This is a genomic window from Hydrogenophaga sp. (assembly GCF_050250835.1).
Classification (GTDB): Bacteria; Pseudomonadota; Gammaproteobacteria; order Burkholderiales; family Burkholderiaceae_C; genus Hydrogenophaga.
In genome coordinates this window covers 152,504-171,623 of record NZ_JBFWNX010000004.1, presented here as the reverse complement: position 1 = coordinate 171,623, position 19,120 = coordinate 152,504, and the positions used below count along the sequence as shown (strand labels likewise).

Sequence of the window (19,120 nt, the reverse complement as noted above, 5' to 3'; positions counted from 1 at the left end):
ATCGCACCATGCTGATCGACTTCTTCTACACCCTCCGTTCGGCCAAGCTGCCGGTCTCGGTCAAGGAATACCTGATGCTGCTGGAGGCGCTGCAGGCCGACGTGGTCGGGCCGCGCAATCCGGAGGCGTGTTCCATGGACGATTTCTACTTCCTGGCGCGCACCGCGCTGGTGAAGGACGAGAAGCACTACGACAAGTTCGACCGCGCCTTCGCCGCCTATTTCAAGGGCGTGGAGATGATCGCGGACTTCACCAAGCCGATTCCGGCCGACTGGTTGCGCCAGGAAATGGAACGCATCCTTTCCGAAGAACAGAAGGCCAACGCGCCCAGGATGGACTGGGATGAGCTCATGGAAACGCTGCGAAAGCGTCTGGAAGAGCAGAAGGAACGCCATGAGGGCGGCAGCAAGTGGATCGGCACCGGCGGCACCTCGCCCTTCGGCAACGGGGGCGTGAATCCACAGGGCGTTCGAATTGGCGGCAAAGGGGGTGGCAAGAGTGGCGTGAAGGTGTGGGAGCAACGCTCCTACCGCGACTACGACGACACGCAGGAACTCGGCACGCGCAACATCAAGGTGGCCTTGCGCCGGCTGCGCAAGTTCGCGCGCGAGGGCAATGACTTCGAGCTCGACCTGCCCGACACCATCCGCGCCACTGCCGCCAACGCCGGTTACCTGGACATCAAGATGATCCCGGAGCGGCACAACAACGTGAAGGTGCTGCTGCTCATGGACGTGGGTGGCACCATGGACGAACACATCCAGCGCGTGGAGGAGCTGTTCTCGGCCGTCAAGAGCGAATTCAAGCACCTGGAGTTCTACTACTTCCACAATTGCGTCTACGACTTCATGTGGAAGAACAACCGCCGCCGCTATGCGGAGAAGTTCCCGACCTGGGACATCATCCGCAAATACAACAAGGACTACAAGCTCATCTTTGTCGGCGATGCCACGATGAGCCCGTACGAAATTTTGCAACCTGGCGGCAGCGTGGAATACAACAATGAAGAGGCTGGCGCCGAGTGGCTGCAGCGCCTCACCCACGCTTTTCCCAAGTTTGCGTGGATCAATCCGGAACCCCAGGGCGTGTGGCAGTATCGACAGAGCATCAGCGTGATTCAGCAACTCGTGGGCCAGCGCATGTACCCGCTGACCTTGAAGGGGCTGGAGGACACGATGCGTTTGCTCTCGAAATAACCGCCGAATGAAATTGTCCTTTCCAGGCCGGGTTTGCCGGGTCTGGTTCCTCCTGCTTTGCGGGGTCTTTCTGCTGCCGATCGTGGCCGTGGCGCAAACACCGGCGGTCACACCCGCCGAAGCTGCGTCCGACGACGCGGGCGAAACCGAGCCCGAAACGAACGCGGTGCGACGCGAACGCACACCGCGACCTGCAGCAGGTCCGCGCTTCGAGATCGAGGTCCAGGCGCCCGAGGCCATCCGCGAGTTCCTGCTGCGCCACATGGAACTGCAGCGCTTTCGCGAGCAGCGCAACCTGGACGCCAACGAACTTGGCCGGCTGCTGGTGCAGGCCCCCGCGAACCTGCGCGAACTGCTGGCCACGCTGGGGCATTTCACGCCAGAGATCGAGGTGACCGCACCTCCGGGGCTGAGCGAGACAGCGGCCGTGCAGAACGGTCAGACGGCCGCCGCCCCGCTGGGCACGGTGGCGATCCGTGTGGAGCCCGGACCGGTGACGCAGATCACCAGCGTCAACGTCTCCTTCGTGGGCGATATCGCCACTTCGCCCGAAGCCGCGCAGCAGCGCGCAGATATCCAGCGCGAGGCCGCACTCAGCGAGGGCCTGCCGTTCTCGCAAGCCGACTGGGATCGCACCAAGACGGCCGCACTGCGTCGCCTGATCGCAGAGCGCTACCCCAGCGGCCGCATCCAGAACAGCCTGGCCGATATCGACAACAACCAGCGCGTGGCCCATCTCTACATCGAACTCGACTCGGGACCTGCCATGCGCATCGGCGACGTGGTGGTGCAAGGCGCCGAGCGCTACGACGCCGTCACGGCAGAGCGCCTGGTGCGGCTCTCAGGCCTCACCCCGGGGAGCGACTACGACCTGGCCAGGCTGCAGGATGCGCAGCGCCGCATCGCAGAGAGCGGTTACTACGACTCGGTGTTCGTGTACGTTGAGCCCACCCTGGATGGCCAGACGCTGCCGGTGATGGTGCAATTGCGCGAGAGCAAGAAGCAGAAGGTGGTGATCGGTGTGGGCGGCAGCACCGACAACGGCGCCCGCCTGTCGCTGGAACACACACACAACAGCGTGCCAGGCATCGGCTGGCGTGCCTTGAGCAAGCTGCAGCTCGAGCGCATCGACCAGCTCGCCAGTACCGAGCTGAGCTCCCCGCCAGACGGTGATGGCTGGCGCAAGATCGTTGGTGCGCAACTGGCCAAACAGCTCTACAACACCACCACCACCAGCAGCCAGCGCATGCGCGTGGGCCAGACGCAACTCGGCGTGGAGTACGACCGCAGCTACTACCTTCAATACGACCGTGCCCGCGTGGTCAACGATGCGGCGCGCAATGCGGCCACGGAAGTTGCCGATTCGTCGATCACGGCCAACTACGCCTGGACGCGCCGGCGCTTCGACGACCTGATCTTTCCCCAGAGCGGCTACGGCCTGGCGGTGGAACTGGGCGCGGGCTACACGCTGGGCACCACCCGCCTGCCGTTTGGTCGCACCCAGGCCCGCTGGCTCACGTACTGGCCGCTCGGTGCGCTCGCACCTGTGGCCACGCCGGAGCCCGGCCGGGCGCGCGAAGTAGGCACCGCATCGCGGCGCACCCAGCTGGGCCGTCTGGCGCTGCGCGTCGAAGGCGGTGCGGTGATCGCACGCGACGCCGCACCCATTCCGGACACGCAGCTCTTCATCACCGGCGGCGACAACACCGTGCGCGGCTACGGCCTGCGCGACATCGGCGTGCGCCGCCCTGACGGCACGATCGGTCCGGGCCGGTACAAGGCGGTGGTAAGCCTGGAATGGCAGCGCCCCATTTTCAATAGCGACAACCGATCCAACTGGGAAAACGTGGTGTTCATCGACGGCGGTGCGATCGCGAACAAGGCCGGTGATCTCGACCCGGTGTGGGGCGTGGGCACCGGCATCCGCTTCAACAGCCCGGTGGGTCCCTTGCAACTGGACCTGGCTTATGGCCTGGAGACCAAGCGGTTCCGCATCCACCTGAACGTGGGTTTCACGTTCTGACCCGCGCATGAGTGCATCGCCCGACACCATCGCCCCGCCGCCTTCGCGCGTTGGCCGCGTGGTGCGCTGGGTGTTCGGCTCGCTGGCCGCGCTGGTGCTGCTGCTCCTGGTGGGCTTCGGTCTCTGGGCGGCATCGCCGGGCTCACTGGCGCAGTCCATTCGCTGGTGCCAGGCGGTCATGGCCAGTCAGGGCATCAAAGCGGGCACCATCGAGGTGACCGAGGTCGAAGGCAGCCTGCTGCGCGGTGGCCGGATCGCGCGCCTGACCTGGGCGCGGGATGGCCTGGAAGTGCTGGCCACCGAAACGCGCATCGGCCTGAGCGGATGGTTCTGGGCCGACGCCCTGCTCGGCCGTGGCGTGCGCCTGTCGCAACTTGACATCGTTCGCCTGCAGATCGAGGACCAGCGCCCGCCCGGCCCTCCAGGTCCACCCGAGCCGCTGCAACCCGTCACGCTGCCCCTGCCCGTCACCCTGCCCTGGTCCATTGGCGAACTGGTGATCGAGGGCGATCGCCCGCTCACGCTCAGCCATCTCAAGGGCGAGTACCGCTACCGTCCGGCCGACAGCGCGTGGAGCCTGGGCGTGGCCGACGCCCACCAGATCCATCTGGACAACCTGCAGGTGGCGGGCGGGCGCTACCAGTTGCAGGCGGTGATGGGCGCACAGGCTCCGATGCCGCTGCGCGTGGAGGCGCAGGGTGAGGTGCAGACCACCGTGCCCGGCGGCGGCGAGCGCGTCGTGTTGAATGCGGTGGCCCGGATCACCGGCACGCTGGCCACGGTGGACGCCGCACTCGACGCCACCGCCAGCCTGCGCACCACCGGCGGCGCAGCCGGTGCCGACGCCACCACACTTGACGCCAGGGCCCGGCTGCGGCCCTGGTTGCCGCAGCCGATCGAGTCGGCCGACGCCACCATGAACCGCCTTGATCTGGCGGCACTCTGGCCGCAGGCACCGGCCACGCTGCTCAACGGCACGGTCTTGGCCAGGCCCGAAGGCGATGCCTGGCGCGCCGAAGTGCGGCTGACCAACGCCGCCAGCGGCCCTGCCGACCAGCAGCGCCTGCCGCTGGACCGGCTGGACGCCGAGCTGGATCAGCGCGGCGCCCGATGGGCGCTCTCACGCATCGACGCGCAACTGGGCGGCGGCAAGCTCCAGGGCGAGGGCTGGTGGGAGCCCGGGAGTGGCTCGCAGCCGTCGCCCCTGGGCCAATGGCAGGGCGAGTTCAAGGCCAGCCGCATCAATCCCGCCCACATCTGGAGCGCTGTGGCGCCGGCCGCGCTGGACGGCCAGTTCACCGGGCGCACGGTGGATGCCAACACCCCTCGCGCCGCCATCGAGCTGGTTGCCCGCGTGCGGCCATCGGGCACACAACCCAGGGCCAGCTCACTGTCCAGCCTGCGCCTGCGCGAGCTGGACCTGCAGGGCCTGTGGCGCCCCTCGACCCAGGACGCTGCGCAGGGCATGCTCGAACTGCGTGAAGCCCGCCTGAGCGCGGCCGACGCCACGCTCGAAGGTCGTGGCAGCTACGACACGCAGGCGCGCAGTTTCGACGGCCAGTTTGCGCTCCAGTGGCCGGGGGCGCAGGCCAACTGGAAGGGCCGGGCGGCCCACGCACAGGGCGGAGGCGAACTGGAACTGCAACTCACCGATGCCAGCCGCGTGCTGGCCTGGGTGCGCAGCCTGCAGACGCTGCCGGTGGTGGGCCCGCCGATCCGCGCCGCGCTGGACAAGCAGCCGGGCCTGTCGGCGGAGGGCAGCGCGCGCCTGCGCGCCACCTGGCAAGGTGGCCTGGGAATGTTCGGCTACCCTGTGCCCGCCGCAGGCGCCGCAGCCCCCGCCGAGGTCCCGCGCCTGACGGCCAGCCTGCAGGCGCCAAGTCTGCGCGTTTCGCGCGAGGCGCCCAACGGCGCCCTGGCGAGTCCGAACCGGAACCAGGTGGTGGAACTGAGCGCGCTCAAGCTGCAAGTCAGCGGCACACCCGATCGCCTGGCCCTGGCGCTGGCCGGCCGCGCCGAGCTGGGCCCCTGGCGCGCTGCGCTGGACACCCAAGGCTCGCTGCAGCTGGGCAACGCGCGCCAGCCCGACATCGACACCGGCCGCCTTGACCTCGCCCGCCTGCGGCTGCAGGCCACTGACAGCGCCCGCACCGACCGCACAGTGGAATGGACGCTGGAGAGTGCGACCGCACTGGGCGTTCAATGGCAAGGGTTGCGAAGCGGTGCGCCGAGCTTGCAGGTCGACCCCGGCCGGCTGCAGCTGCAACCTTCGTTCAACCGCCGCTCTGCGTCACCGCCAGCCGCGCCCGGCAACACCATGGCCGCGGCGGCGGCGGCCACCACACCCGGCGCCACCAGCCCCATGACGCTCACCTGGGACCGGCTCACCTGGAAGGCCGGCGCGCTGGACACGCGCGGCCAGCTCACCGGTCTGCCACTGTCGTGGGTGGATGCGCTTGCCACCGCAGAGGGCGCGCGCTACGGCCCGCTGAGCCAGGCCGGCCTGGGTGGCGACGTGGTGTTCGACGGCTCCTGGGACCTGTTTCTGCCCGCCGATGCGAGCACACCGCCGCGCCTGTCGGCGCAGTTGCAACGGCGCAGCGGCGATCTGTCGGTGCAGACCGACGGCGCCTTCGACGAAAACACCACTTCGATCCAGCGCCTGCAAACCGGCATCCGCGAGGCGCGCCTGAACGTCGACACCCAGGGCAACAACGTGCAGGCCCGCCTGCGCTGGGACAGCGAGCGCCTGGGCCAGGCCACTGCCGAACTCGGCACCGCGCTGAGCCCACCCAACGCAGACCAGCCCGCCTGGCACTGGTCTGAACAAGCGCCCTTGCGCGGCTCCATTCAGGCCAGTCTGCCGCAGGTGGGGGTGTGGTCAGCCCTGGCGCCGCCGGGCTGGCGTGTGCGCGGATCGCTCTCGGCCGACCTTGCCGTGGCTGGCACGCGTGCGGCGCCCCTGCTCAACGGCCAGCTCAACGCCGATGACCTGGCCTTGCGTTCGCTGGTCAACGGCATTTCGTTCTCGCGCGGACAGTTGCGCGCCACGCTGGCGGGGGAGCGCATCACCATTCAGCGCTTCTACCTGCAGGGACGCGGCGGCGTGGAGAACGGCGGCACGCTGCTGGCCAGCGGCACCACCGAGTGGCGCAACGCCATGGTGGACGGCGTGGAACGCCGCCAGCCCTACATCAGCCTTCAGGCCACGGCCACGAAACTGCGCGTGTCCACGCGGGCCGATCGCCGGCTCACGCTGTCCGGCCAATTGCAGGCCGAACTCGCCGGCCCGGCGCTGAAACTGCGCGGCCAGCTCACCGCCGACGAAGCCCTGTTTGTGCTGCCCGACGAAACCACGCCCTCTCTCGGCGACGACGTGGTGGTGCGCGGCACCGAGATTCCACTGGAGGACCCGAATGCGTTTCGCGTGCAGCCCGATGTGCTGGTGGACCTGGACCTGGGCAACAACTTCGAAGTGCGCGGCCAGGGACTGCAGACGCGCCTGACCGGCCAGATCAACCTGCGCAGCACGCCCACGCAGCCCACGCCGCGCGTGCTGGGCGAGGTGCGCACGGTGCGCGGCACCTACCGCGCCTACGGCCAGGCGCTGAGCATCGAAACCGGCGTGCTGCGCTTCACCGGCCCCTACGACAACCCCACGCTGGACATCACCGCCGTGCGCCCCAACACCACGCAGCGCGTGGGCGTGATCATCAGCGGCACGGCACAGGTGCCGCGCGTGCGCCTGTTCTCCGACCCCGAGTTGCCCGACAGCGAAAAGCTCGCCTGGCTGGTGCTGGGCCGTCCGGCCAGCGGTGCGGGCGCGGAAGCCGCCGTGCTGCAGCAAGCGGCGCTGGCGCTGCTGTCGCGCAGCGGCGGCCGGCTCGATGGCGGCCTGGCCAACGCGCTGGGGCTCGACGAGCTGTCCTTTGCCGGCAGTTCGACCAACGCCGACGGCACCACCGCATCGGCAGCGGTCACCCTGGGCAAGCGGCTATCGAGCCGTCTCTACCTCAGCTACGAGAGCAGCCTGGCCGGCGCGATGGGCACGGTGTCGATGTTCTACGACCTCTCACGCCGAGTGACTGTGCGCGCGCGCGCCGGGGAAGAGAACGCCATCGACCTCATATTCACCCACCAGTACGACTGAAGCTCAGGCCGCTTCAGCCACCGCGCCTTCGTTCACTCGGGCTTGAATCTCACCTGCGGCTTCGGCCAGTGCCTTCGCCCTCGGTTCGGCCCCCATCGCCACGCCCTCGGCGCGCACGAAGCGAACATCGGTGATGCCGAAAAAACCCAGCACGGTCTGCAGGTAGGTTTCCTGGTGCTCCATGGCGCGGCCACCTTCGCTGGTGGAATACACGCCGCCACGGGTCAGGGCCACGATCACCGTCTTGCCACCAGCCAGGCCCACGGCGCCTTTGTCGGTGTAGGTGAAGGTCCGCCCGGCCTGCGCCACGCGGTCGATCCAGGCCTTGAGCTGGGTCGGGATGGTGAAGTTGTAGAGCGGCGCACCGATCACCACCACGTCAGCCGCCAGGAACTGGCTCACCAGCACCTCGGAAAGTGCGTTCTCGCGACGCTGTGCGTCCGTGGCGGCAGCCTGGCCGGTACGAAAACCCAGCGCATCGGCGCTCAGGTGGGGCACCACGGCGGTGGCCAGATCCAGGCGCTCCACCTGCGTGCCGGGATGGGTGGCCACCCAGGCGGCCACGGTGCGGGCGGTGAGTTCACGGGAAACCGACTGGTCGCCGGTGATGGAGGAATCAATGTGCAGCAGTTTCATGGAGGGCTCCTGAGGTTGAAAGCCACGTCCGTGGCCATGGATAGATTGTGATTTCGAGTCGATTCATTGATAAGACGGCAAAATCAGACCTCATCGTTCTATTGATGGAACAATCAGGAGCCCGACCATGCAAGACCTCAACGACATGCTCTTTTTTGCCGAGGTGGTGGAGCGTGGCGGCTTCGCAGCGGCCGGCCGTGCGCTGGGTGTGCCCAAGTCGCGGCTTTCGCGTCGTGTGGCCGAGCTCGAAGCGCAGCTGGGCGTGCGCCTGCTGCAACGCACCACCCGCAAGCTCTCGCTCACCGCCATCGGCGAAACCTACCTGCGCCACTGCCTGGCCCTGCGCGAATCGGCTCAGGCCGCCGCCGACGCCGTGGCCGAGGTGCAGACCGAGCCACGCGGCACGATTCGCGTGGTCTGTCCCGTCACACTGGCCCAGACGGTGCTGGGCGACGTGTTGCCGATCTATCTCGAACGCCACCCGCATGTGCAAGTGGACATGGAAGTGAACAACCGCGTGGTGGATCTGGTGGAAGAAGGCGTGGATGTGGCCCTTCGCGTGCGCCTCACGCTGGAGCAAAGCGGCAGCCTGGTCATCAAGCGGCTGGACGAAGCGCGGTCCGTGCTGGTGGCCAGCCCCGCGCTGCTCGCGCGCCAGGGAACGCCCGTCACGGTGGAGGAGGCGAGCCGGCTCGACAGCGTGGCGATGTCGGCCACAGACGGAGTGGCCAGCATCACGCTCACCAGCACACAAGGCGTCGAGGCGGTGCTGCAACAGCGCCCACGCCTCGTGGCCGACGACCTGCTCACGCTCAAGCTCGCCGCGCTCGGCGGCACCGGCATGTGCTCGTTGCCCGACTACATGTGCGAGGACGAACTGCGCGATGGCCGGCTGGTGCGCCTGTTGCCCGAATGGACCCGCCCGGTGGGCGTGGTGCACGCGGTGTTTCCTTCGCGGCGGGGACTGTCACCGGCGGTGCGCAGTTTCCTCGACTTTCTCGGCGAATACGTGCCGGTGTGCGGCAACCTGTTGCGCCTGCCATCGGCCTTGCGACCGGAGCGACCCCCGTACAATTCGGGCTCTTTTCCGCCGCCATAGTTCAATGGATAGAACGAGCGCCTCCTAAGCGCTAGATACAGGTTCGATTCCTGTTGGTGGTACCAGCTCTCCTGAATCAACGCAGCATCGCGTAGCCGACTCCGATCGCCGCCGCCAGGCCGACCGCGTCGGCAAACAGCGCGCAGGCCAGGGCATAGCGTGCGTGCTGAATGCCCACGCTGCCGAAGTACACCGCGAGCACGTAGAAGGTGGTCTCGGTCGAACCCTGCACGATGGCGGCCAGGCGCCCGGCAAACGAGTCCACGCCGTGCGTCTGCATCACGTCGATCATCAGGCCGCGCGCGCCCGCGCCAGACAGGATTTTCATCAGCCCGACCGGCAGCGCCGGCAGGAAGTCGGTGTTCCAGCCCAGCGCCGCCACGGCCGCGCCTATGCCCGAAAGCAGAAAATCCATGCAGCCAGCGGCGCGGAAGACGCCGATGGCGATCAGGATGGCGATGAGGTAGGGCACGATCTGGATGGCCACGCCAAAGCCCTCTCTGGCGCCTTCGATGAAGGCGTCGTACACGTTGATGCGGCGCCAGGCGCCGGCCAGCACGAAAAGCATCACCACGCCGAGGATCACGGCGGCACCGGTGGTACCGGCCACGCGCGCCGCCTGCTCGGCGGGCAGTTGGGAAAGCGCCGTCACCGCAGCCGCCAGCAGCCCTCCCACCGCCAGCACCGGCAGCAGAAATCGCGCGCGCCACAGCGGCAGGCGCTGGCAAACCGCCACGGCCAGCACACCGGCCAGCAGCGCAGTGAAGGTGACCAGCAGCGTCGGCAGGAAGATGTCGGCCGCATTGAAGCTGGCGCCCAGTCCCTGCTTGAGCGCGATGCTCTGGCGGATCGCGATCACCGAGGTGGGAATCAGTGTGAGGCCAGCCGTGTTCATCACCACGAACATGATCTGCGCGTGGCTGGCCGTGCCGGGCGGTTCGGTGTTGAGCGTCTGCAATTCGCGCATGGCCTTGAGGCCGAGCGGCGTGGCGGCATTGTCCAGGCCCAGCAGGTTGGCCGACATGTTCATGGTCATCGCACCCTGCGCGGGGTGGCCCTGTGGCACCTCGGGGAACAGGCGCCGCAGCAGCGGGCCAGCGAGCCGCGCGAGCAACTCGATCATGCCGGCGCGCTCGCCCACGCGCATGAGCCCCAGCCAGAGCGCCATGATGCCGGCCAGGCCGAGCGAGATTTCAAATCCCGATCGCGCGCCGTCGAACATCGCCGTCATCAGCGCCTGCAGGATGCCATGTTCGCCGAGCAGCCAGCGCACCACGGCGGTGGCAAACGCCACGGTGAAGAATCCGATCCAGACCCAGTTCAACGCCATGGGTTGCGATGGTAGCCGCTGAGACAGGCCGACCATTGGTCGCATGGCCTGAGCGCCCTGTCGAAAAGCGGGCGCAAGCTTCGTCGTACCGATGCCGACATAGCAACGGGCACACCGGTGCCCGCCCCCCTTTTTTCATTTCTCAGGAGATGTCCATGTCCATCCAGCTCTCTGCCTACCTGTCCTACGACGGCAACTGCGCCGAAGCAATGAAGTTTTACGCCAAGGTGCTGGGCGCCAGGCTCGAGGCACTGATCACCTACGGCGAGATGCCCGGTGGCGAGCCAGTTCCCGCCGGCCAGGCCGACCGCATCATGCATGCTTACCTGGTGCATCCCGACTTCGCCATCATGGCCGGCGACGCGCCGCCCGGCGTGCCGTTCCAGGGCATCCAGGGCTGCATGATGGCCATCACCTACCCGACCGTGGCCGAGGCCACCCGCGTGTTCAACGCCCTGGCCGAGGGCGGCAAGGTCGGCATGCCGCTGGGCGAGACCTTCTGGGCCGACACCTTCGGCATGGTCACCGACCGCTTCGGCACGCCATGGGGCGTGAATGGCGGGCCCAGGCAGATGCCTGCGGGTTGAGCATTCAGAGCTGCCCTTCGGTCAGCGTGTCGAGCTGGAATCGGCCGCTGCGATCCCACAGCCAGGTGTCCACATACTGCACCCGCCCAAACCCGCCGGGCGAGGGAAACGGTGCGGCCGCCCGCACGAGGCGCTCGATCTCGGCCATCACCTCGGGCGCATGGCTCGGGCCGCGCAGCCAGCGCGTGGCACCCACGCGGCCTCCTGGCTGCACCTCCACTTCAAGCACGCCAATGGCGTAGAGCATGGCCGGCAGTTTTCCCCGGTGGATGCGATCGGGATACTTGCGATACAGATGGGTGGCGGCTTCGCGGCGGTAGGCCGCGCTGGCCGGCGCCTGCCCTGGCAACGGTACCCGGATCGCGCAGCCGGCCAGCACGGCCCCGATGCCGGTGACGGCGGCCCGCGAAAGAAACTGGCGGCGTGCTTCGGTGGAAACAGGTGTCATCGCCGCATTACATCAGCGTGCCCCGCCAGATACAAGCGAACGCAACACCCGCTTACCGCTGTCTCAAAGTCCGGCTGAGGAGCATCACAGGCACCAGGCCCACCAGCACCAGCGTGAGCGCCGGCAGTGCCGCCTCGCCCAGCCGTTCATCGCGCGCGAGCTGGTAGGTCACCACAGCCAGGGTGTCGCTGTTGAAGGGGCGAAGAACCAGCGTGGCGGGCAGTTCCTTCATCACGTCCACGAACACCAGCAGTGCGGCCGCCGCGGTGGAGCGCCTGAGCAGCGGCCAGTGGACCCGCGTGGCCAGCCCGAGGCCCGTGGTGCCGAGCATGCGGGCGGAATCGTCGAGGCTGGCCGGAATGCGTGTGTAGCCACTCTGCACCGATTGCAGGGCCACCGCCGTGAACCGCACAAGGTAGGCCCACACGATGCCGAGCACGGTGGCGGTGACGAAATAGCCCACGCTGGTGTCGGGCTTGACCGCCTGCAGCCAGCCCACCGGCAGGAGCAGGCCAACCACGATGACGGCACCGGGCACCGCATAGCCCAGGCTGGCAAGTTGCACCACACCGCGCGTGAGCTGATTCGGTCGCGCGCGCAGCGCGAACGCCAGCGCCAGCGCGATGCCGGTGGCCAGCACGGCGGCCAGGCCGGCAAGCCAGACGCTGTTGCGCGACCACTGCACGAACGCGGTCCAGGGCAGCGTCTCCCAACCGCCGATGAGCGGACGCAGCATGAAAAGCACCGGCAGCACGAAACCGAACACGATAGGCAAGGCGCACGCGAGCACCGCCATCACCGCGCGCGAACCATGCAGCCGCACTGGCTGCGCCTCGGCACTTCCCGCGCGCTGGCCGCGCAGCGTGGCAAAGCGCATGCGGCGTTGCGCGCGAAACTCCAGCCAAAGCAGCAGCGCCACCACCGCCAGGAGCAGGGTGGCCAGTTGCGCCGCGGCGGCCCGGTTGTCCATGGCGAGCCAGGCTTTGTAGATGCCTGCGGTGAAGGTCTGCACGCCAAAGTAGCTGACCACGCCGAAGTCCGCCAGCGTTTCCATGAGTGCCAGCGCCACACCGGCCGCGACGGCGGGGCGCGCCAGCGGCAGTGCCACTTCGCGGATGCGCCGGGCCAGCGGCGCGCCCAAAAGCCGCGCGGCCTCCATCAACTGCGCGGCGCGCTCGGACAACGCCGTGCGTGCGAGCAAGTACACATAGGGGTAGAGCGAAAACGTGAAAACCCAGACCGCGCCCGGCGTGTTGCGGATCTCGGGGAATACGCGGCCCGACAAGCCGAAGCTCTCACGCAGCCCCACCTGCAACGGCCCGCTGAACTGCAGGAAGTCGGTGTAGGCATAAGCCACCACATACGCCGGCATGGCCAGCGGCAACAGCAGGGCCCATTCAAAGAATCGACGGCCGGGAAAATCGAACAAGGTGACCGCGCTGGCCGTGGCCATGCCAACCACCGCCACGCCCAGCGCCACGCTCACGCACAGCACAAGGGTGGTGAAGGCGTATTCGGGCAGCACGGTCTGCGCCATCTGGCCAAGCACGTCGCGCGCCACGGCATCGAACTGGAACCACGAGCCCACAAGGGCGAGCACCGGCAGCGTGAGCGCCAGTGCAAGCACGATCAGGAGGACCGGAGACAACCAGCGTTGCATGGGCAAGGGTTTCAGGTAGGAAGGGCCATTGACCCACGTCAACACAAATGAGAATTGTAGTTATCTACAATGCCCATTCCATGTTCCTGAACATCTCCCAGCTCAGCGTGCGCTACGCCGGCCTGCCCCAGGCCGCGGTGGATGGCGTGTCGCTCGGACTGCGGGCGGGCGATATCGGCGTGCTGATCGGGCCTTCAGGCTGCGGCAAGACGACCCTGCTGCGCGCCGTGGCCGGTCTGGAGCGCGCCAGCGGCGGCGGCATCGTGCTCGACGGCGAGACCGTGAGCGATGGCCAGCACCACATGCCTGCCGAGCAGCGCCGCATCGGCATGGTCTTCCAGGACTACGCCCTCTTCCCCCACCTCGACGTGGGCCGCAACATCGCTTTCGGCATCGAGAAGTTGCCGCGCGCCGAGCGCGAGGAACGCGTGGCGGAGGTGTTGCGTCTGGTCGGCCTGGCCGGCATGCAGGCGCGCTATCCGCACGAACTCTCGGGCGGGCAACAGCAGCGCGTGGCCCTGGCCAGGGCGCTCGCGCCCCGCCCCCGCCTGCTGCTGCTGGACGAACCCTTCTCCAATCTCGACGTGGACCTGCGGGAACGTCTGGCGCACGAGGTGCGCGGCATCCTCAAGGCCGCTGGCGCCACCGCGCTCTTCGTCACGCACGACCAGCTGGAAGCCTTTGCCATTGGCGACGTGATCGGCGTGATGCACGAAGGCCACCTGCATCAGTGGGAGGACGCGTACGCGCTTTACCACCGCCCTGCGACCCGCTTCGTGGCGGAGTTCATCGGGCATGGCGTGTTTGCGCCGGCGCAGATCCGGATGGACGGCCACGATGTGTCGGTGCAGACGCCGCTTGGGCCGCTGCAGGACGTGGAAGAGTGCCCCCTGCCCACGGCCTACGAGGCGGGGCTTTGCGATGTGCTGCTTCGCGCCGACGATATCGTGCACGATGACAACGCGCCCGTGAAGGCCCAGATCCTGCGCAAGGCTTTCCGGGGTTCCGAGTTCCTTTACACGCTGCGCCTGGCCAGCGGTGAGGTGCTGATGACGCATGTGCCATCGCACCACAATCACGCGGTGGGTGAGTGGATCGGCATCCGCGCCGAGGTGGACCACGTGGTCACCTTCGAGCGCGGATCGGGCGCTAACTCGCCACCCGCACCGGCAGGCGCGAGACCACCAGCCAGTCCAGCAACAGCAGCGCCGCCAGCACCGCACCACTGAGTGGGAACGCCAGCGCCACTGCACCCATCACCACGGCGCCGCCCTTCCAGAATGGCAGGTCGCGCGGCACCGGAGGCGCCACGATCCGCCAGCCACTGCCAGCAGGGCGACGTTTCCACCACATCACCATGCCGCTGACGCACAGGAACGCCACGCCCGCGCAGAACAGCAGGTTGAGCACCGCGTTCCACCAGCCCAGATCGCCCTGGTGCAGCGCAATGCCCACCGCCATGCCTTTGGCCAGCATGGAATAGTCGGCAAACCCGACTTCGGCGAGCACCCGGCCGCTGTAGCGATCCACGTGCACGGTGCGGTCCCGCGTGGGGTTGCCCAGGTCGCCGCTCATGGTGTCGGCCGAGATCGTGAACACGCCGGATTCGCTCTGCGGCCACTGGACGTGGTACTGGCCCTCGAAACCGAGTTGCTTCGCGAGCACCACCACGGCGTCGACATTCACCGGCTGTCCCGAAGGCACATCCACCGCAGCCGAAGCCGATCCCGATGCCGGGAGCGGTGTCTGCTCAAGGCCCCAGGGCACTTCGTGCTGCCCCTTCGGGTTCAGGCTGGCGTGCGTGGCATCGGACTTGAGCGCCTCGCCCCACTTCTCTGCTGGAAACGAGCCCCAGGGCTGCACGATCTTGCCGCCCCAGATGCCGGACCAGGACAAGCCCGTGAGCAGGAAAGTGAGCAGCACGGCGCCGATCCAGAAGCCCACGCTTCCATGCAACGAACGCCACCAGAGGCGGCCTTTCAAACGCAGATCTGGCACAAGCACCTGTCCCCAGCGCGTGCCGCCGCGTGGCCACCAGAGGTAGAGACCCGTGACGATCATCATGACGCCAAAGCCGGCGGCGATCTCGATCAGGCGGTCACCCACATCGCCGATGAGCAGCGTGCCATGGATGCGCTGCGCCCAGGCGAACACGGTGTCTTCCTTGTTCACCAGGTGCAGCACGCGCGCGGTGTAGGGGTCCACCGCCACCGCTTCGGTGAGGCCATCGCGCGCCACGGTGAACCAGCTCGCCTGATCGGCCGCACGCGGGGCCATGTATTCCAGCAGCGCGCCTTGCGAGCGCAACTCCATCACGGCTTGTGCCTGCACACTCACGGGCAGCGTCGCGGCCTGAGGCGTCACATGAACCAACGGACCAAGCCGGGTCTGGAACCCGGTGAAGAACACCATCACTGCGCCCGTGATCGCCAGCATCAACAGGAACGGCACGACGTAAAGGCCCGCGTAGAAGTGCCAGCGCCAGGCCGCGGCGTGAAAGCGGGAGGTGGAAAAGGACAGCCCCGTCCCCGCGTCCGGGGTGGGCGCGCGTTCAACGACAGCCATGGCCTCAGTGCTTGTGTTTGCCGTGGTCGGCGGCTGCAGGCGCAGCCCCCATGGCAGGGCCGAGCGGTCGCGCTGTGGCCTTCACCTCCAGCGACTCGCGCTGGCCGCCCTGGCTCTCGAAAACCAGCGTCACGGGCACCACGTCGCCAGCTTTCACGGGACCCTTGAGGTCCATCAGCATCACGTGGTAGCTGCCGGGCTTGAGTTCGACCGCCTTCCCGGCAGGCAGGCTCAGGCCGGTGGTGATGGCGCGCATTTTCATCACGTCCTTGTCCATGACCATTTCGTGGAGCTCGACCACGCCGGCCACAGGGGACTTCACTTCCACCAGCCGCGTATCGGTCTTGGCGGTGAGCTGCATGAAGGCGCCAGTGGCTTTTTGCTGCGCCACAGTGGCCCTCACCCAGGGGTCCTTGACTTCGACGTTGGCGGGGCCTTGGGCCCAGGCGCTGGCGGCAAGGGCCAGCAGGGAGGCGATGAGAACTTTTTTCATGACGGTATCCAGCGAATGAGGGAGAGGCATGGCCCGGGCAATGCAGCGGCGGGGCACGACAGAAAGCGCAGCGAAAACGCCGCGCAGTTCGCTAGACCCGGGGCGGCGCGCGCGACAGCGCGGTGGGCCAAGGCGACGCCGGAATGGCCGATTGAAAACGCGCCTGCGGCAAACCCGCCGGCATGGACAGCGCAAACGGCGTTGACCCCAACAAGGGTGGCAGACCGGTAGCCCCTTGCAGGCTGCACCACGGGCAATGCCGCGAGGCATCGGGCATCGGCTTGCCGGCGGCCGGATCTTCCAGGCCATCGGCCTTCACCCACACCATGCCACTGGCGCTGCAGACCTGCACCCAGCCTTCGCCGCCTCGCGAGGCCACCACCGCCTGCGCCACGGCGGGTGCGAGCGCGCCCAGCAGCATGGCCAGCATGGCCAGCCCGGCGGCAAAACGGCGGGTAACGCGGGAAAACGGCATGGCGGCAGAGTTTATCAGCGCGTCAACTGGGGGACCGGCGCGACGCCCCAGCGGGGCTAGGATCGGAACGGATCACAACACACCTCAGGAGACCCACATGCTCACCCTCTGCGGCTTCTCGGCCAGCAACTATTACAACAAGGTCAAGCTCGCCCTGCTGGAAAAAGGCGTGCCCTTCGAAGAGGAGCTGGACTGGATCGGCGAGACCGACACGGCTTGCAGCCCGCTGGGCAAGGTGCCCTACCTCAAGACCGAACAGGGTCCGATGTCGGAATCGACCGTGATCCTCGAATACGTGGAGGACGCCTTCCCGCAAAAGCCCTTGATGCCGAAGGACCCCTTCGAGGCCGCCAAGGTGCGCGAACTGCTGCGATACATCGAACTGCACCTGGAACTGGTGGCGCGCAACCTGTACCCCGAAGCCTTCTTCGGTGGCAAGGTGAGTGAGACCGCCAAGGAAAAGATCGGCCAGCAGCTGGAGAAGAACATCGCCGCGTTCAGCAAGATCGCGAAGTTCTCGCCTTTCGTGGCGGGCAGCCAGTTCACGCTGGCCGACTGCGCCGCCGCTGTGCACTTGCCGCTGGTGGCCAGCGCCACCAAGATCATCTACGGCCGCGACTACATGGCCGATCTGCCGGTGCGCGAGTACCTGAAGACCGTGGGCGAGAGAACCACGGTGCAGAAGGTGAATGCAGACCGCAAGGCAAACACCGAACTGATGCTCCAGCGGGTCAAGAAATAACGCCCGCCTCTCTGATCGAGCGACAGGCTCGTGGAATGAATCGGCCTTCTGAGGCCTGAAAAGTCACATTTCGTACCTGCCTCGCAGCGCTTCAGCACTTTGCTGACTGCCGCTGCCTGCAATCGCTAGATTCCAGCACCGTTCGCGCTCGTCCCGGTCCCGTCAGGCTGGGCGGCGCGGCAATCCATCCATCGACTGGATGCGACGTGCTGTTCAACTCCTACACCTTTCTTTTCTTCTTTCTTCCGGTCGCCCTGGGCGGCTTTTTTCTGATCGGTCGCCACCACACCACCGCTGCTGCGGCATGGCTGCTCGGTGCTTCGCTGGTGTTCTACGGCATGTGGAACGTGGCCTACGTGCCGTTGCTGCTGGGCTCGATCAGCTTCAACTACATCGTTGGCTTGTACCTCAGCCGGCATGTGGCAGGGCGGCAGGAACTGAAAGCGAAATGGCTCATTCGCTTCGGGGTCACCAGCAACCTGCTGCTGCTGGGCTACTACAAGTACGCCAACTTCTTTGTGTCCAGCGCCCGGCCCCTGCTGGGAGACGCCTGGCAGATCGAATCCATCATCCTGCCCATCGGCATTTCATTTTTCACTTTCACCCAGATCGCCTTCCTGGTGGATGCGTACAGGGGCGAGGTGAAAGAGACCAACTTCGTTCACTACGGCCTGTTCGTGACCTACTTCCCCCACCTGATCGCGGGGCCGGTGTTGCACCACAAGGAAATGATGCCGCAGTTCGCCAACCGGCTGACCTACGTGCCGAAGTGGGATCACCTGGCGGCCGGCATCGCCATTTTCACGATCGGTCTGTTCAAGAAGGTGGTGATTGCAGACGGCATTGCACCGTATGCCAGCCCGGCGTTCGACGCGGCCGCGGCAGGCCATTCGCTTTCGATGTTCGAGGCCTGGGGCGGCGCCCTGGCATTTTCGTTCCAGCTGTATTTTGATTTTTCCGCCTACTGCGACATGGCGATCGGCCTGTCGCGCATGTTCGGCGTGAGGCTGCCCCTCAATTTCAATTCGCCGTACAAGGCCGTCAACATCATCGAGTTCTGGCGGCGCTGGCACATGACCCTGTCACGCTTTCTGCGCGACTACCTCTACTTCTCGCTGGGCGGCAACCGCAGGGGCAAGTGGCGAAGGCACCTGAACCTGTTCATCACCATGGTGCTGGGTGGCCTGTGGCATGGCGCCGGGTGGACCTTCGTGGCATGGGGTGCGCTGCACGGCATTTACCTCATGGTCAACCATGGCTGGCGCAGCATGCGCGCGAAGTGGGGACATGACCTGCAGTCGCCAGCGGCGGCTGGCCGGTGGCTGGCCACCGGTCTGACCTTCGTGGCGGTGGTGGTCGCCTGGGTGTTCTTCAGGGCCGATCACATGCCTGCCGCCCTGAACATGCTCCAGGCCATGGCCGGCCTCAACGGCATTCCCGTCACCTTGGGGGAATTCACCGCCTACGGCCACATCTCTTCCGCGCCTTCGAAGCTGCTTCTCGCCCTGCTCCTGTGTGCGGCCGTTGTGTGGTGGTTTCCGAACTCGCAGGAAATCCTGGCCCACCACCAGCCGGCCCTCGCCACCGTGACCCCGAAGGGTCGCATCCTCTGGCGCCCCACGTTCTTCTGGACCGTGCTGATCGCACTCTCCCTCTTCAAGGCCATGCTCGACATGGGTCAAGTCAGTGAGTTCCTCTACTTCCAGTTCTAGAGCC

15 protein-coding genes and 1 tRNA gene are annotated in these 19,120 nt (G+C 67.0%); 9 read left to right on the top strand and 7 right to left on the bottom strand.

The annotated features are described in order from the left end of the window. The first annotated feature begins 8 nt into the window (after positions 1-8). Genes AB7F11_RS07440 through AB7F11_RS07430 form a run of 3 tightly spaced genes read left to right on the top strand, consistent with a single transcriptional unit; the run spans position 9 to position 7,369 of the window. Positions 9-1,196, top strand: a complete 1,188-nt coding sequence (locus AB7F11_RS07440) for a vWA domain-containing protein (RefSeq protein ID WP_428288029.1) — start codon at positions 9-11, stop codon at positions 1,194-1,196. Positions 1,197-1,203: 7 nt separating this feature from the next. Further along, entirely contained in the window at positions 1,204-3,219 is a 2,016-nt protein-coding gene (locus AB7F11_RS07435; RefSeq protein ID WP_428288028.1) for an autotransporter assembly complex protein TamA, read from the top strand. A 7-nt stretch (positions 3,220-3,226) separates the two neighbouring features. Beyond that, the gene (locus AB7F11_RS07430; RefSeq protein WP_428288027.1) at positions 3,227-7,369 is read left to right on the top strand and encodes a translocation/assembly module TamB domain-containing protein; all 4,143 of its coding nucleotides are present in this window, start codon (positions 3,227-3,229) and stop codon (positions 7,367-7,369) included. Between the two features lie 3 nt (positions 7,370-7,372). On the opposite strand, the gene AB7F11_RS07425 is transcribed toward AB7F11_RS07430, so the two are convergent. Further along, positions 7,373-8,005 carry an FMN-dependent NADH-azoreductase gene (locus AB7F11_RS07425; protein WP_428288026.1) on the bottom strand — a complete coding sequence of 211 codons (633 nt, stop codon included), beginning with the start codon at positions 8,003-8,005 and terminating at the stop codon, positions 7,373-7,375. A gap of 127 nt (positions 8,006-8,132) precedes the next feature. Here AB7F11_RS07425 and AB7F11_RS07420 point away from each other — a divergent pair, with 127 nt between their 5' ends. Then, entirely contained in the window at positions 8,133-9,104 is a 972-nt protein-coding gene (locus AB7F11_RS07420) for a LysR family transcriptional regulator (RefSeq protein WP_428288025.1), read from the top strand. After that, positions 9,095-9,169 (top strand) — tRNA-Arg (locus tag AB7F11_RS07415). The genes AB7F11_RS07420 and AB7F11_RS07415 overlap by 10 nt, the downstream gene beginning before the upstream one ends. 11 nt (positions 9,170-9,180) lie before the next feature. Here the strand turns inward: AB7F11_RS07415 and AB7F11_RS07410 are convergent. Then, positions 9,181-10,434, bottom strand: a complete 1,254-nt coding sequence (locus AB7F11_RS07410; RefSeq protein ID WP_428288024.1) for a nucleoside recognition domain-containing protein — start codon at positions 10,432-10,434, stop codon at positions 9,181-9,183. A gap of 155 nt (positions 10,435-10,589) precedes the next feature. On the opposite strand from AB7F11_RS07410, the gene AB7F11_RS07405 reads away from it, so the two are divergent. Beyond that, entirely contained in the window at positions 10,590-11,021 is a 432-nt protein-coding gene (locus tag AB7F11_RS07405) for a VOC family protein (RefSeq protein ID WP_428288023.1), read from the top strand. 4 nt (positions 11,022-11,025) lie between these two features. On the opposite strand, the gene AB7F11_RS07400 is transcribed toward AB7F11_RS07405, so the two are convergent. Beyond that, entirely contained in the window at positions 11,026-11,469 is a 444-nt protein-coding gene (locus AB7F11_RS07400; protein ID WP_428288022.1) for a twin-arginine translocation signal domain-containing protein, read from the bottom strand. A 52-nt stretch (positions 11,470-11,521) separates the two neighbouring features. Then, positions 11,522-13,129, bottom strand: coding sequence for an ABC transporter permease (locus AB7F11_RS07395; protein WP_428288021.1), 1,608 nt, complete (start codon positions 13,127-13,129; stop codon positions 11,522-11,524). An 80-nt stretch (positions 13,130-13,209) separates the two neighbouring features. Between AB7F11_RS07395 and AB7F11_RS07390 the strand changes: the two genes are divergently transcribed. After that, complete coding sequence (locus AB7F11_RS07390) at positions 13,210-14,358, top strand: ABC transporter ATP-binding protein (protein WP_428288020.1); 1,149 nt, start codon at positions 13,210-13,212, stop codon at positions 14,356-14,358. On the opposite strand, the gene AB7F11_RS07385 is transcribed toward AB7F11_RS07390, so the two are convergent. The 3 genes from AB7F11_RS07385 to AB7F11_RS07375 form a co-directional block, all read right to left on the bottom strand. Continuing rightward, positions 14,279-15,694, bottom strand: coding sequence for a PepSY-associated TM helix domain-containing protein (locus AB7F11_RS07385; RefSeq protein ID WP_428288019.1), 1,416 nt, complete (start codon positions 15,692-15,694; stop codon positions 14,279-14,281). The genes AB7F11_RS07390 and AB7F11_RS07385 overlap by 80 nt on opposite strands. 4 nt (positions 15,695-15,698) lie before the next feature. After that, positions 15,699-16,187 (bottom strand): copper chaperone PCu(A)C, encoded by a 489-nt coding sequence (locus tag AB7F11_RS07380; RefSeq protein ID WP_428288018.1) that lies wholly within the window; start codon positions 16,185-16,187, stop codon positions 15,699-15,701. A 91-nt stretch (positions 16,188-16,278) separates the two neighbouring features. Further along, the gene (locus AB7F11_RS07375; protein ID WP_428288017.1) at positions 16,279-16,662 is read right to left on the bottom strand and encodes a DUF2946 family protein; all 384 of its coding nucleotides are present in this window, start codon (positions 16,660-16,662) and stop codon (positions 16,279-16,281) included. Between the two features lie 97 nt (positions 16,663-16,759). Here AB7F11_RS07375 and AB7F11_RS07370 point away from each other — a divergent pair, with 97 nt between their 5' ends. Beyond that, complete coding sequence (locus AB7F11_RS07370; RefSeq protein ID WP_428288016.1) at positions 16,760-17,404, top strand: glutathione S-transferase; 645 nt, start codon at positions 16,760-16,762, stop codon at positions 17,402-17,404. Positions 17,405-17,610: 206 nt separating this feature from the next. Beyond that, positions 17,611-19,116 carry an MBOAT family O-acyltransferase gene (locus AB7F11_RS07365; RefSeq protein ID WP_428288015.1) on the top strand — a complete coding sequence of 502 codons (1,506 nt, stop codon included), beginning with the start codon at positions 17,611-17,613 and terminating at the stop codon, positions 19,114-19,116. The last annotated feature ends 4 nt before the right edge of the window (positions 19,117-19,120 follow it).